Genomic DNA, 13,393 nt, shown 5'->3' with positions numbered 1-13,393 from the left:
TGTTTGAAGATCGAATGAAGAGAGGAATCCAAATGAGCTTCGAGGGCGTACATACTCCGCTGGTCACACCGTTCAAGGAAAACGGTGAAATCGATCATGCCTTGCTCGGCAAGCACGCAGCGAATCTCGCGGGCCGCGTGTCGGGACTCGGGATCGGCGGCACCACGGGCGAATACTACGCGTTGAGTTTCGAGGAACGCGTGAAGACATTCAACACCGTTGCCGAGGCGGCCGGTGGAAAGACGTATCTGACCGCGGGCATCAATGCGACGACGACGAAGGAAGTGATTCGCCTGGGGCTGGAGGCGAAGCGCGCGGGGCTGTCGTCGCTGCTGGTCGCCGCGCCGTACTATGCCCAGCCGACGCAGGAGGAATTGCTCAGCCACATGCTGAAGGTCGACGACGCGCTCGACATGCCGATCATGCTGTACAACTTTCCGGCTCGCACGGGGACTGAAATTAGCGACGGCGTGCTGGCAACGCTGCTCGAGCGGCCGAACTTCATCGCCATGAAGGAAAGCACGGGCGATATTTCGCATTTGCATCACCTCGTCACGCACTTCAAGGACCGTCTCGTGCTCAGTTGCGGCATGGACGACCAGGCGCTCGAATTCTTCGCGTGGGGTGCGAAGAGCTGGGTGGGCGGCGCCTCCAATTTCCTGCCCGAAGCCCATACGGCGCTCTTCGATGCGTGCGTCAAGCAAAACGATTTCGTTCTCGGCCGCAAGCTGATGGCGCAATTGCTACCGGTGCTCGAACTGCTCGAACGCAGCGGCAAATTCATCCAGTACGTCCGCTACGGTTGCGAACTGGTGGGGCTGCCGGTCGGCGTGGCGCGTGCGCCGCTTGGCGCGCTGTCGGAAACGGAGCGCAGTGCGTTTGCGCAGCTCGTGCAACCACTGATTCGCAACGCCCAGTAACATCACTCGGCAACGACAGAACATGGTCTCGAATCTGGAATTCGCACGTTTTCCCGCGCCCGATGGCGTGAACGGATGGTGGGAGAGTCTGCCGCCCGCGGCGCCGGCCCGCAGCGTGTCTTCCGATCATCGATACGACTGGGTCGTGGTCGGCGGCGGCATTACCGGGCTATGCGCCGCCCGGCGGCTTGCCGAACTCGCGCCCGATGCGTCGATCGCGCTCGTCGAGGCCGATCGCATTGGACGCACGACGGCTGGGCGCAATTCCGGATTCTTCGTCGATTTGCCGCACGACATCAGCAGCGAAAGCTATTCGCGCAGCGTGGCGGAGGACAAGGCCGACGTGCGATTCCAGCGGCACGGCATCGACTACGTACGCTCGATCGTTCGCGAGCACGGCATCGATTGCGACTGGCGCGATGAAGGCAAATTCCATGCGTCGGTCAACAGGAAGGGGCTCGACGCGCTCACGCATTTTGCGCAGGGCTTGTCGCGTATCGACGAAGCATTCGAATGGCTCGATCAAGCCGCCATTCGCGCGGTGACGGGTACGGACTTTTATCAAGGCGCGCTGTTCACGCCGGGTTGCAGCACGGTGCAGCCAGCGGCGCTCATGCGCGGCCTGGCGGCCACGCAGCCTCCCAACGTCACGGTCTTCGAGCAGAGCGCGGTGGCCGGAATCGAACATCGCAGGAACGAGAAAGTCCTGCGCTTCGCCGGCGGAAAGATCGTCGCCAAACAGGTGATTCTCTGCACGAACGCTTACGCGGCGACGTTCGGCATGCATCCCAACGGCCTGCTGCCGGTCTACACGTTCGCATCGATGACTCGCGTCCTGAATGCGCAAGAGGTTGCAAGACTGGGCGGAACGCCGTCGTGGTCGCTGATTCCCGCCGACCCGATGGGCACGACCGTGCGCCGTCTCGCGACGAACCGTATTTGCGTGCGCAACCATTTTGCGTTTCGGCCCGGGCTGCAGGTATCCGATGCCGATCTCGCGAAGGCGAAAGCACTGCATCAGCGCTCGTTCGACCGCCGGTTTCCCATGTTGGAAGGCGTCGAACTCGAGTACACGTGGGGCGGTCCGCTGTGCCTCTCCGCGAACAATGGGGCGCTGTTCGGCCGCCGCGACGACGGCATCCTGGAAGCGGTGGGGTGCAATGGGCTCGGGCTGAGCAGGGGCTCCTCGTCGGGCAAGTTGATCGCTGAATACGCGCTGGGACAGACCGGTGAACTCGTGCGGCAACTTCTGAACCAGCCGCATCCGCGCTCACTGCCGGTCCGACCGATCGTTGACATGGCAGTGTCGGCGACGATCTGGGCAAAGGAAATGTCGGCCGGCGTCGAACTTTAATCTAACCAAGGACACGAGATGACGACGCATCAGGAATGGAAGCACAAAGCCGCGGAATTGCCGCTCGACGGCCGCGCATTGATGGCTGGCGAGCGGTGCCGGGCGGCGTCGGGCGAAACGTTCGCCACGCTCAATCCGGCCTCGGGCCAAGTACTGGCGCAGGTGGCGAAATGCGGTGACAAGGATGTCGACCGCGCGGTCGCGGCCGCACGCAGTGCGTTCGAATCCGGCGTGTGGTCGAAGGCCGCGCCGGCTCATCGCAAGGCCGTTCTGCTTCGCCTCGCGCAATTGATCGACGAGCATGTGGACGAATTGGCCCTGCTCGAAGCGCTCGAAGCGGGCAAGCCGATCGGCGAATGCCTCGGGCTCGATATTCCAGAATCGGCGGCTTGTATTCGCTGGCACGCGGAGGTCACCGACAAGCGCTACGACGCCCTTTCGCCTTCGGGCGCGGAGGTGGTCGGCATGATTACGCGCGAACCGATTGGCGTGGTGGGCGCAGTGCTGCCGTGGAATTTCCCGGCGCTGATGCTGGCGTGGAAGATCGGGCCGGCCTTGTCGGTCGGCAATAGCGTGATCGTCAAGCCCGCGGAGCAGACGTCGCTTTCGACCTTGCGCATTGCCGATCTCGCTTTGGAAGCGGGCGTGCCAGCGGGTGTGTTCAGCGTCGTCACCGGCTTTGGCGAGACCGCGGGACAGGCGTTGGGCCGCCATGCCGATGTCGACCTCGTTGCGTTCACCGGCTCGACCGAAACCGGCAAGCGCTTTCTGCACTATTCCGCGGATACCAACCTCAAACGCGTGGTGCTCGAATGCGGCGGCAAGAACCCGCAGGTGATCCTTCCCGATGTCGCGAATCTCGATGCGGTCGCCGAACAGGCCGTCGCCGCGGCGTTCTGGAACATGGGCGAAAACTGCAGCGCGGGCTCCCGCATTCTCGTTCCTTCGAGCAAGCGTGCGGAACTGGTCGAGAAAATGCAGGCGGTGCTCGCGGGCTGGAAGACGGGTGATCCGCTCGACCCCGATGTGAAGCTCGGCGCGCTGATCGAGCAGAAGCACTACGAGAAGGTGCTCGCGCACATCGAGAAGGCGAAGGCGCAGGGCGCGCGCGTGGTTTGCGGGGGACGCGCCGCCCCGACCGAGACTGGCGGATGGTTCGTCGAGCCCACGATCTTCGATCAGGTCATGCCCGACATGGCCATCGCGCAGGACGAGGTGTTCGGGCCGGTCGTGTGCCTGATCGAATACGAAGACGTGGAGGACGCCATCCGGATCGCGAACGATACGTGCTACGGGCTGGCGGCTTCGTTGTGGACGGATAACGTGAACCACGCACACAAGGTCGCTGCGCGCATCCGCGCGGGCACCGTCACGGTAAACTGCTTCGGCGAGGGCGACCTTTCGACGCCATTCGGCGGCTTCAAGCAATCGGGGTTTGGCGGGCGCGATAAATCTGTCTATGCCCACGATCAGTATTGCGAGTTGAAGACCACCTGGTTGAAGCTCGCTTGAACCGGTTGCGGCAAAAAAATGCGCGCGGGCCGATCTGGCCTGGCTGGCCTGAAATGCGCGTAGGGAGAGGGCGTCAAAATCGAAGAGGAAAGGCCAGTTCAACGCGATTTCGGCCGCCGCTCGGTGCTGTCGGCGCGATGTAAGCCTCAAGGCGCAGCCGGGGGGCGTCACCGCACTATATTGGACCCTTATACTGGATCGCCTCACTTGCCAGCGGGCAGACGGGCTCGCAAACTCATCTCATTCGAATCCCTTTATGGTTCGTGGCGTGCAAGTCGCTCCCCGCCATCCCCGGCCCGGCCGGGCGAGCGACACTTCGATGCGCCCTGCGAGCAGCGTGTAGAGAGTGCAATCCATGTTGAAGAAGCAGCTATTCGCAGACCGACTCCTCGCCCAGATGCCCTCGCTGCGCGCACTCAGATGTTTCGTGACAGCGGCCAGATACGAGAGCTTCACTCAGGCGGCCGAAGTGCTGTGCGTGACGCAGGCGGCAATCAGCAGACAAATCAAGGAGCTCGAAGACTCGCTCGATGTCGCGCTGTTCGAGCGCACCGGACGCCATATCGCGCTGACCGATGCCGGCCGCATTCTGTACAACGCGTCGTATCTCTCCATCATGAATATCGCCGAGGCGGCGGAGGCGGTGCGCCGTACGGACAGGCACGCGTTGACCCTTTGTGTTTCGCACACCTTTTCGGCGTTGTGGTTGTCGTCGCGTCTGCCCGCGTTTCGCGCGCGATATCCGGACATCCGGCTGCATGTGATGGTCACCGAGCACTTCATGGAGCTGGACGAGCTCATGGAGCCGGACATCATCATCACGAAGAATCCGCCGCGCGAGCCGGAATACGAGGTCGAACCGTTGTTTCATGACGTGGTGTATCCGGTCTGCAGCCCGACGTTTTACGACCGGCATTTTCGCGGCAAGAAGCTCAAGCCGCTCGACCTGCTATCGCACCCCACCTTGAATCTCTCGTTGCTAGGGCGTGCCCAGGTTTGCGAGCACGTGGATTGGCGAGTGTGGCGCAACTGGTTCCAGCAGGGCGACGGCACGGACGCACTGGCGGACAACAGGCATCTGGAGAGCAACGACTATCGGCTTCTCGTCGCGCAGGCGGAGGCCGGCGAAGGGACGCTGCTTGGCTGGCATCATCTCGTTCATCGTCAGGTCGAGCAGGGGCGTCTGATGCGGCCTGTTCCCGATGCGCTCGTCTTCAAGGACCGCCACCACTATTTGATCACGCACCGCAACGCGCGGCCTCGCACCGAGTATCTGCAGTTCCGGAACTGGCTGAGCGATGAAGCCGGCGCCATGATGCACGACTGGCTCGATGCCGGTGTTGCCGTTGCGAGCCAGTGAGCAACGGGCAGCGCGCTTTCCACCCTATCGGTTGTCTGGATGGCATTGAAACAGGCGGTCCCAATGGTTCATCACTCGATCGATAGCGAAGCCGCGGCGGCGAAGCGGCTGCGCTTCGGGATCGTCCTGTTACCCAACTTCACGTTGACGGCGTTCTCGGGCTTCGTCGACCTGCTCAGGCTTGCGAGCGACGAAGGCGACATGAGCAGGCCGGTGCGGTGCTCGTGGACCATCGTCGGCGAAACTCTCGTTCCGGTTCGGGCCAGTTGTGGAATCCAGATCACACCGTGGACAACATTCGATGAGGCCGAGAGATTCGACTATGTGGTGATCGTTGGCGGGCTGTTGCATTCGGGGCCGCCGGCCAGCGACGCGACACTCGCCTTCATTCGCGCCATGGCCGAGACGCCTGCCACGCTCGTCGGACTCTGCACGGGTGCGTTCGCGCTCGCACGGGCCGGTGTGATGAGCGGATACCGGATTTGCGTGAGCTGGTTCCACTACTGGGATTTCGTCGAGCGGTTCCCGCACGTCGACGAGCGCGATCTCGTTGCCGACCGGCTCTTCGTGATCGATAGAAGGCGCATTACGTGTTCCGGCGGCCGTGCGTCGATCGACGTCGCCGCGGCTATCCTGCTGCGCCACGTCGAGGCCACGATCGTCCGCAAGGCGCTGCGCATCCTGCTCGTGGACGATGCGCAGAAAGGCAACGCGCCGCAGCCGCATCCCCCGGGGCTCGAGCCCGCTACGCATCCCAAGGTCCGGCGCGCCATTCTGCTGATGGAGCAGCACGTAGGCCAGCCGCTGAGTCTGCCGGACATGGCCCACCGGCTCGATGTTTCGGTCCGCCAGCTCGAACGCCTCTTCACGACGGAAACCGGCAAGTCGCCGGGCGCGTACGCGAGACAGATCCGCATTCGCATGGCGTCGTGGCTGTTGACGAGTTCGGACCGCACAGTCGCCGATATTGCTTCGTCATGCGGCTTTTCCGATGCCTCGCATCTCGGCCGCGAGTTCCGCAAGGAGTTTGGCGCATCGCCCAACGAATATCGCTCGACGCGACTGCCCCATGCCGATGCGGTATTGGGCGGCACGACCGAGCCGGACATGCCGCCGCCGGACGAATATGTCGATCTACCCGTTGCGCAACTGCCCAGCGCAGCCGAATAGATCGCGCTAGCGGCACGGCGTCACGCGAGCGCTTTCGCGTGGAAGGCCATGTGTTCGCCGATGAAGCTGGCGATGAAGTAATAGCTGTGGTCGTAGCCTTCGCGCAGATTGAGCTGCAGTGGATATCCTACTTTTTCGCAAGCCGCCTGCAGCAGTTGCGGACGGAGCTGCGTGTCCAGGAAATCGTCGGCATCGCCCTGATCCACGAGCAGCGGCAACTGTTCGCTCACGCTTTTGCCCCCGCTTTTGCCCCCGTTGGCGACCAGCGCCACGGCGTCATATTGCTTCCATGCCTCGCGATCATCGCCGAGGTAGGCGGCGAGCGCCTTCTCTCCCCACGGCACCTGGCTGGGCGCGACGATCGGCGAGAACGCCGATACGCTGCGGTAGCGGCCCGGATTGCGCAGCGCAACGACCAGCGCGCCGTGGCCGCCCATCGAGTGCCCGCTGATCGAGCGCGCGTCGCTGGCCGGGAATCCGCCTTCGATGAGCGTGGGCAGTTCGGAGACCACGTAGTCGTACATGCGGAAATGCCTGGCCCACGGATCCCGCGTGGCGTTCACGTAGAAGCCCGCGCCCTGGCCGAGATCGTAGTCGGGGGAATCGGGCACCGTGTCGCCGCGCGGACTGGTGTCCGGCGCGACCACGATGATGCCGTGCTCCGCCGCGTAGCGCTGCGCGCCCGCCTTGGTGATGAAGTTCTGCTCGGTGCAGGTCAGTCCCGAAAGCCAGTACAGCACCGGACATTGCTGCCCGCGCAATGCGGCCTCGGGCAGATAGATGCCGAACTTCATTTCGCCGCCGACGACGGAAGAGGCATGTTTCCAGACCTCCTGGCTTCCGCCGTGGCTCGCGTGCCGTTCGATTCGTTCCATAAGGATCAGGCCTCGCGGTAGTTCGGTTTCAGTAATGAACGACGCTGCGGATCGATTTGCCCTCGTGCATCAAGTCGAAGGCCTCGTTGATGCCTGTGAGCGGCATCGTGTGAGTGACGAACGGCGCGAGCTGGATCTTGCCCTCCATCGCGTCTTCGACCATACCCGGCAGTTGCGAGCGGCCCTTCACACCGCCGAAGGCCGTGCCCAGCCAGCGCCGGCCGGTCACGAGCTGGAACGGGCGCGTGGAAATTTCCTGTCCCGCGCCAGCCACGCCGATGATCACCGATTGCCCCCAGCCGCGATGTGCGCATTCGAGTGCCGCACGCATCACGTTCACGTTGCCGATACATTCGAAGCTGTGGTCCACGCCCCAGCCCGTCATGTCGACGATCACCTGCTGGATGGGCTTTTCGTGATCGTTGGGGTTGACGCAGTCCGTGGCGCCGAAGGCCCGCGCGAGGTCGAACTTGCCCGGGTTGGTGTCGACGGCGATGATGCGGCCCGCCTTGGCGAGCTTCGCGCCCTGGATCACGGCGAGGCCGATGCCGCCCAGACCGAACACGGCGACGGTATCGCCTTCCTGGACCTTGGCGGTGTTCTTCACCGCGCCCAGACCCGTCGTCACACCGCAGCCCAGCAGGCACACCTGCTCGGGATTGGCCTGCGGGTTGATTTTCGCGAGCGACACTTCCGCCACCACGGTGTACTCGCTGAACGTGGAGCAGCCCATGTAGTGATAAATGGGCTGGCCGTTGTAGCTGAAACGGGTCGTGCCGTCGGGCATCACACCCTTGCCCTGGGTGGCGCGCACGGACACGCACAGATTGGTCTTGCCGCTCTTGCAGAACAGACACTCGCCGCATTCCGCGGTGTAGAGCGGGATCACGTGATCGCCGGGCTTTACGCTCGTCACGCCTTCACCTACTTCCACGACGATCCCGGCGCCCTCGTGGCCGAGCACGGCGGGGAAGAGGCCTTCGGGGTCGTCGCCCGAGAGCGTGAAGGCATCGGTATGGCAAACGCCGGTATGCGTGATCTTCACCAGCACCTCGCCCTTGCGGGGCGGTTCGACGTCGATCTCGACGATCTCGAGGGGCTTACCCGGCGCAAACGCAACAGCAGCACGCGATTTCATGGCAGTCCTGTTAAAAAGCGGGCGAACCCGCGGTGAGCTAGCGTAAATAGGTTCGGACGAGTGTCACGACATCTTCGATCGATCCCGGCGAGTCCTCCGATCCCGCGAGGTGGGTGAACTCTTCGCGCAAATGGCTTTCGAGCACCCCGGCCATTACGCCGTTGATCGCGCCGCGGATAGCCGCGAGCTGCTGGAGCACGGGCGCGCAGTCGGCACCTTCCTCCAGCGCGCGCTCGAGCGCGTCCAGCTGGCCGCGAACCTTGCGCACGCGCGTGAGCACGCGTTTTTTTTCTTCGGGGGAATGAGGCATGACGGCATCGATTCATGGATACTGCCCGGCAGTATAGGCGAATACTGGCTGGGAGTATAGGTTTGCAGCGCTCCGAAAGCGCGATGCCAGGTGAATATCGGGGCTGTTCCCTCGGTGCATGCGGCGCATAATGACCCCATGTTGGTCCCTGGCCGCGACGAGGTTGTATGCGCTGCACAAACTGCGGATTCGAGAATCTCTCCGGGGCTGGAGTCTGCGGGGCGTGCGGTGCCCGGTTGGCTCGCATGTGTCCCCGCTGCGGAAGCGAGGTCGCCGTGGCCGCCCGATTTTGCAGCGAGTGCGGGGCTTCGCTCGCCGAGGCGCAGCAGGCGCCGCGATCCATGCCGGAGCCGCCGCCCGCGCCGGTCCATTACACGCCGCATCATCTTGCCGAGCGCATCCGTGCCGAGCACGTCGCCATGGAAGCGCGAGGCGAGACCGCCGGCGAGCGCAAGACCATCACGGCGCTGTTCGCGGACATGGCAGGTTCCACCACCTTGATCCATGGTCTCGATCCGGAAGAGGCTCACCACCTCATCGAGCCCGTCGTCGCGCTGATGATGGAAGCGGTCCACTATTACGAGGGCTACGTCGCAAAGTCGCTCGGCGACGGCATTCTCGCGCTCTTTGGCGCGCCCATCGCCCACGAAGATCATCCGCAGCGCGCGCTTTTCGCGGCGCTGCGGATGCAACAGGCAATGCGCAGGCATGGCGATCGCATTCGCCTTGAAAAAGGCATTCCGCTGCAGATTCGTGTGGGCGTTCACACCGGCGAGGTGGTCGTGCGCTCGATTCGCACCGACGATCTGCACACCGACTATGACCCCGTCGGCCATACGATTCACATCGCGTCGCGGATGGAGGGCATCGCCATGCCTACGTCGATCCTGGCGAGCGAGTCGACTCATAAACTGGCCGAGGGCTATTTCGAGTTCAAGGCGCTGGGGGCCGCCCAGGTCAAGGGCATCCCCGAGCCACTTCCGGTGTACGAGGTGCTCGGCCCGGGTGCGCTGCGCACGCGTTTGCAGCTGGCGGCGCACCGCGGCCTCGCGCGGTTCGTCGGTCGGGAAGCCGAAATGGCGCACCTGAACCGGGCGCTGGAAGCGGCGCGTGCAGGACACGGGCAAGTGGTCGGGGTGGTCGGCGAAGCGGGCGTCGGTAAATCGCGGCTCTTTCACGAGTTCAAGGAGCGGTCGCGGCGAGGCTGTCTGGTGCTGGAAACGTTTTCCGTCTCGCACGGCAAGGCGTTTGCCAACTTGCCGCTGATCGAGCTCATGAAGAGCTATTTTCAGATCACGGCCCGGGACGATGAGCGGCGCTGCCGTGAAAAAGTCGTCGGCAAGGTGTTGACGCTCGAGCGCGGTTTCGAGGACTTCGTGCCCTACCTGCTGTATCTGCTTGGCACGGGCGAGTCCGCTCCCGCGCTGGCGGACATGGATCCCAGGGTGCGGCGCGACCGGACCTTCGACGCCATTACGCAGCTCTTGAAGCGCGAGAGCCGCGACCAGCCGATCGAACTGCTGTTCGAAGACCTGCAATGGCTGGACCGTGAGACAGAGGCGTTCCTCGTCTACCTTGTCGAGCGCGTGCCGGGCTCCCGTATCCTGCTGCTCGTGAACTATCGGCCCGAGTATCGGCCTGCCTGGGATTGCAGCCAGTTGCGGCTCGAAGCGCTCGGTCCGCGGGAAGCCCAGGGACTCCTTACTGCTTTGCTGGGCGACGATCCCTCGCTCCTGCCGCTCAAGCAGCGCATCCTCGAAAAGACCGAGGGCAATCCGTTCTTCATGGAAGAAGTGGTGCAGACGCTCGCCGAAGAGCGCTCCGTGCTCGGCGAGCCAGGGCGCTACCGGATCGGACGGACACCCGCCGAGCTGCACATCCCGACCACGGTGCAAGGTGTGCTCGCCGCACGTATCGACCGGCTTGCGCGCGCGGAGAAGGAGTTGCTGCAAACGCTCGCGGTCATCGGCAAGGAGTTTCCGTTCAGCTTGATCCAGCGTATCTGCGGTGGCCAGCTCGCCCGCACCGACGACGATCTGCGCGAACTGCTCGCCCACCTGGAAGCCGCGGAGTTCATTTATGAGCGGCCCGCTTTTCCGGAGGTCGAGTATTCGTTCAAACACGCGCTGACGCAGGAAGTGGCGGGCCACTCGCTGCTCACAGAGCGGCGCAGCGCGTTGCACGAACGCACGGCGAAGGCCATCGAGGCGCTGTTCCCCACGCGCATCGCGGACTACTGCAGCGAGCTGGCGCATCACTACAGCCTGAGCGGCAATATTCCCAAGGCGGTGGAATACCTGCACCGCGCCGGGCAGCAGGCGCTCAGGCATGCCGCCCATCCGGATGCGATGCATCACCTCGGCGCGGCACTGGGACTGCTGGACCGGTTGCCCGATACGCCTGCGCGAGCGTCACACGAGTTGGCGCTGCTGCTTTCGCTCGGGCCGGCCCTGATGGACGTGCGCGGCTATGGCGCGCCGGAGGTGGGCGCGACCTATACGCGGGCACGGGAGTTGTGCGAGCAGCTCGGTCAGACGTCGCAACGTTTCTCGACGCTGCTCGGTTTGAGAATCCACAACATGACGCGCGCGCAGTACGCTGCCGCGCACGAACTGGCCGAGCAGATGCTTCGCATGGCGAAGGAGGCAAACGATACCGATTGGCTCCTGGAAGCACACGGCGCACTCGGTGTATGCGGATTCCTCGAGGGCGAGCTGGCCGATGCCGTCACGCACCTGGAACTCGCACGCGGCCTTTACGATGCCGAGCGGCATCAGGCCCATGTCTTCGCTCATGGCGTGGACCCCGGCATTCGGGCCTTGAACTTTCTGGCGCTGGTCCTGTGGCTCCAGGGCTACCCCGATCAGGCGCAGCAACGCAGCGTGGAGGCCCTGGCGCTCGCGCAAAAGCTCGCCTACGGGCCAACGCTCGCATTCGCGCTGGCTTATGCCGCCGAGCTGCATCAGTTTCGAGGCGAAGCTGGGCTGGTGCGGGAACGCGCGGAGGCCGTCATCACCGTTGCGAGCGAGCAGGCGCTGCCTTACTGGCTCCCTTGGGGAAACATATTGTGGGGCTGGGCGCTCAGCGAGCTGTTGAGTCCGCAGGACGGCATTGCGCCGTTGCGCGAGGGCCTGAGTACCGAACAATCGGCTGGCGGTGCGGAACATCGCTCGTACTTCTTGACCCTGTTTGCCGAGTGCCAGTGGAAGGCCGGCGACGCGGAGGGCGGCCTGCGCACGATCGAGGAGGCCATGGCTTTCGTGGCGACGACCGGCGAGCGTTTCTACGAGGCCGAAGTGCATCGTGTGAAGGGAGCCATTCTCCTAGGCGCATCGGGTGACGGCGGGCGCACACACGCGTGCAGCGACGAGGCACAAGCGTGTTTTCTCAAGGCGATTGCGGTGGCGCGCGCTCAGGGCGCGAGGTCGCTGGAGCTACGCGCGGCGTCGAGCCTCGCCCGCTTGTGGCAGCGCGCAGGAAAGACAGGCGAGGCGAGGCAAGTGTTGTCCGAGGTTTTTGACACGTTCACGGAGGGTTTCGATACCCGCGACGTGCGAGAGGCAAGGGAATTGCTCGACGCGCTGGCGTCGAGCGGCGCGTGAGCGATCTATGATGGTTGCGAATAACGGCTGTCCGGTTGACTGTCGCGCCCGCCCGCTGTCGAAGCGGAGCGGCCGGGGAGGCGCCCTATGGTGACGACGCAAACAAGGCAAGCAAAGCGAGACGACTCAGCAGCGCCACGGCAGATCGCGCTGGCATTGCAGGGCGGCGGCATGCACGGCGCGTTCACATGGGGCGTGCTCGACCGGTTGCTCGAAGACCCGCGGCTCGCCATCGAAGGCGTGAGCGCGACCAGTGCCGGCGCAATGAACGCCGCGGTGCTCGCATATGGGCTCATGAAGGGAGGCGAGGCGGGGGCGCGCCAGGCGCTGCACGACTTCTGGCATGCGGTGGCAGAATCGGCCGAGCGCTACAACCCGTTTCGCTGGGCACCGTGGCTCAAGGGCTCGCACAGCTTCGGACTCGATCATTCACCGCTCTATGCGTTCGCGGACATGTTGCTGCGCGTGTTTTCGCCGTACCAGTTCAATCCGCACAACCTCAATCCGCTGCGTGAAGTGCTCGAAAGTCAGGTCGACTTCGCCGCGCTGCGCAACGCGTGCCCGATCCTGCTGTACTTGTGCGCGACCAATGTCGAGACAGGGAAGATACGCATCTTCACGGGCGAAGACGTCTGCGCGGACGCCGTGCTCGCCTCCGCATGCGTGCCCACGCTGTTCCAGGCAGTGACGATCGCAGGCGAGCACTACTGGGATGGCGGCTATATGGGCAATCCGGCCATCTATCCGCTGATCTACCACTGTGAAACGCGCGACGTGGTGATCGTGCATATCAACCCGCTCGTGCGCAAGGGCGTGCCGGTCACGGCAGCCGAAATTCTGAATCGCATCAACGAAATCAGCTTCAACTCGTCGCTAATGCGCGAAATGCGCGCGGTGGCGTTCGTCACCGATCTGATCCAGCAAGGCAAGATCGCACGAGAAGAGATGAAGGAAATGCTGATCCATTCGATCCGCTCCGACGACGCGATGTGCGCGCTCAGCGTATCGAGCAAGTACAACGCGGACTGGGGGTTCCTGTGCGAACTGCGCGACAACGGCCGAAGGGAGGCCGACGCGTGGCTCGACCAGCATTACGCCGATATCGGTGAGCGTTCGAGCATCGACATTCGAAAGGAATTTCTGTGAGCATCG

At 63.8% G+C, this 13,393-nt stretch carries 10 protein-coding genes; 7 read left to right on the top strand and 3 right to left on the bottom strand.

The window, feature by feature from the left end; all coding sequences use genetic code 11:
• Positions 1–32: 32 nt before the first annotated feature.
• The 5 genes from VSR34_RS20205 to VSR34_RS20185 all read left to right on the top strand — a co-directional run bounded on the left by VSR34_RS20205 (position 33) and on the right by VSR34_RS20185 (position 6,316).
• Positions 33–920, top strand: coding sequence for a dihydrodipicolinate synthase family protein (locus VSR34_RS20205; protein WP_342963307.1), 888 nt, complete (start codon positions 33–35; stop codon positions 918–920).
• A 22-nt stretch (positions 921–942) separates the two neighbouring features.
• The gene (locus VSR34_RS20200; protein WP_342963306.1) at positions 943–2,274 is read left to right on the top strand and encodes an FAD-binding oxidoreductase; all 1,332 of its coding nucleotides are present in this window, start codon (positions 943–945) and stop codon (positions 2,272–2,274) included.
• An 18-nt stretch (positions 2,275–2,292) separates the two neighbouring features.
• The gene (locus tag VSR34_RS20195) at positions 2,293–3,786 is read left to right on the top strand and encodes an aldehyde dehydrogenase (RefSeq protein ID WP_028212355.1); all 1,494 of its coding nucleotides are present in this window, start codon (positions 2,293–2,295) and stop codon (positions 3,784–3,786) included.
• 355 nt (positions 3,787–4,141) lie between these two features.
• Entirely contained in the window at positions 4,142–5,146 is a 1,005-nt protein-coding gene (locus tag VSR34_RS20190) for a LysR substrate-binding domain-containing protein (protein ID WP_028212356.1), read from the top strand.
• A gap of 63 nt (positions 5,147–5,209) precedes the next feature.
• On the top strand, positions 5,210–6,316 hold the full coding sequence (locus tag VSR34_RS20185) for a GlxA family transcriptional regulator (protein ID WP_081716025.1): 1,107 nt from the start codon (positions 5,210–5,212) through the stop codon (positions 6,314–6,316).
• A 20-nt stretch (positions 6,317–6,336) separates the two neighbouring features.
• Here the strand turns inward: VSR34_RS20185 and fghA are convergent, their stop codons facing one another.
• Genes fghA through frmR form a run of 3 tightly spaced genes read right to left on the bottom strand, consistent with a single transcriptional unit; the run spans position 6,337 to position 8,639 of the window.
• Positions 6,337–7,191: an S-formylglutathione hydrolase gene (gene fghA, locus VSR34_RS20180; protein ID WP_342963305.1), complete on the bottom strand. Its 855-nt coding sequence runs from the start codon at positions 7,189–7,191 to the stop codon at positions 6,337–6,339.
• 28 nt (positions 7,192–7,219) lie between these two features.
• Entirely contained in the window at positions 7,220–8,329 is a 1,110-nt protein-coding gene (locus VSR34_RS20175; RefSeq protein WP_028212358.1) for an S-(hydroxymethyl)glutathione dehydrogenase/class III alcohol dehydrogenase, read from the bottom strand.
• Positions 8,330–8,366: 37 nt separating this feature from the next.
• Positions 8,367–8,639, bottom strand: coding sequence for a formaldehyde-responsive transcriptional repressor FrmR (gene frmR / locus VSR34_RS20170; RefSeq protein ID WP_028212359.1), 273 nt, complete (start codon positions 8,637–8,639; stop codon positions 8,367–8,369).
• A 167-nt stretch (positions 8,640–8,806) separates the two neighbouring features.
• On the opposite strand from frmR, the gene VSR34_RS20165 reads away from it, so the two are divergent.
• On the top strand, positions 8,807–12,241 hold the full coding sequence (locus VSR34_RS20165) for an adenylate/guanylate cyclase domain-containing protein (protein WP_342963304.1): 3,435 nt from the start codon (positions 8,807–8,809) through the stop codon (positions 12,239–12,241).
• Positions 12,242–12,328: 87 nt separating this feature from the next.
• A complete protein-coding gene (locus VSR34_RS20160; protein WP_342963303.1) occupies positions 12,329–13,387 on the top strand; it encodes a patatin-like phospholipase family protein in 1,059 nt (352 codons plus the stop codon).
• Positions 13,388–13,393 lie beyond the last annotated feature (6 nt).

The sequence above is a fragment of the Paraburkholderia sp. JHI2823 genome (assembly GCF_038900695.1).
Taxonomy (GTDB): Bacteria; Pseudomonadota; Gammaproteobacteria; order Burkholderiales; family Burkholderiaceae; genus Paraburkholderia; species Paraburkholderia mimosarum.
The sequence above is the reverse complement of the archived record's forward strand: the minus strand, read 5'-3'. Positions and strand labels throughout refer to the sequence as shown.

Bases quoted from the DNA above. Each gene is read 5' to 3' on its own strand.
- VSR34_RS20205 (WP_342963307.1), top strand. From the start codon at position 33: ATGAGCTTCGAGGGCGTACATACTCCGCTGGTCACACCGTTCAAGGAA.
- VSR34_RS20200 (WP_342963306.1), top strand. From the start codon at position 943: ATGGTCTCGAATCTGGAATTCGCACGTTTTCCCGCGCCCGATGGCGTG.
- VSR34_RS20195 (WP_028212355.1), top strand. From the start codon at position 2,293: ATGACGACGCATCAGGAATGGAAGCACAAAGCCGCGGAATTGCCGCTC.
- VSR34_RS20190 (WP_028212356.1), top strand. From the start codon at position 4,142: ATGTTGAAGAAGCAGCTATTCGCAGACCGACTCCTCGCCCAGATGCCC.
- VSR34_RS20185 (WP_081716025.1), top strand. From the start codon at position 5,210: ATGGTTCATCACTCGATCGATAGCGAAGCCGCGGCGGCGAAGCGGCTG.
- fghA (WP_342963305.1), bottom strand. From the start codon at position 7,191: ATGGAACGAATCGAACGGCACGCGAGCCACGGCGGAAGCCAGGAGGTC.
- VSR34_RS20175 (WP_028212358.1), bottom strand. From the start codon at position 8,329: ATGAAATCGCGTGCTGCTGTTGCGTTTGCGCCGGGTAAGCCCCTCGAG.
- frmR (WP_028212359.1), bottom strand. From the start codon at position 8,639: ATGCCTCATTCCCCCGAAGAAAAAAAACGCGTGCTCACGCGCGTGCGC.
- VSR34_RS20165 (WP_342963304.1), top strand. From the start codon at position 8,807: ATGCGCTGCACAAACTGCGGATTCGAGAATCTCTCCGGGGCTGGAGTC.
- VSR34_RS20160 (WP_342963303.1), top strand. From the start codon at position 12,329: ATGGTGACGACGCAAACAAGGCAAGCAAAGCGAGACGACTCAGCAGCG.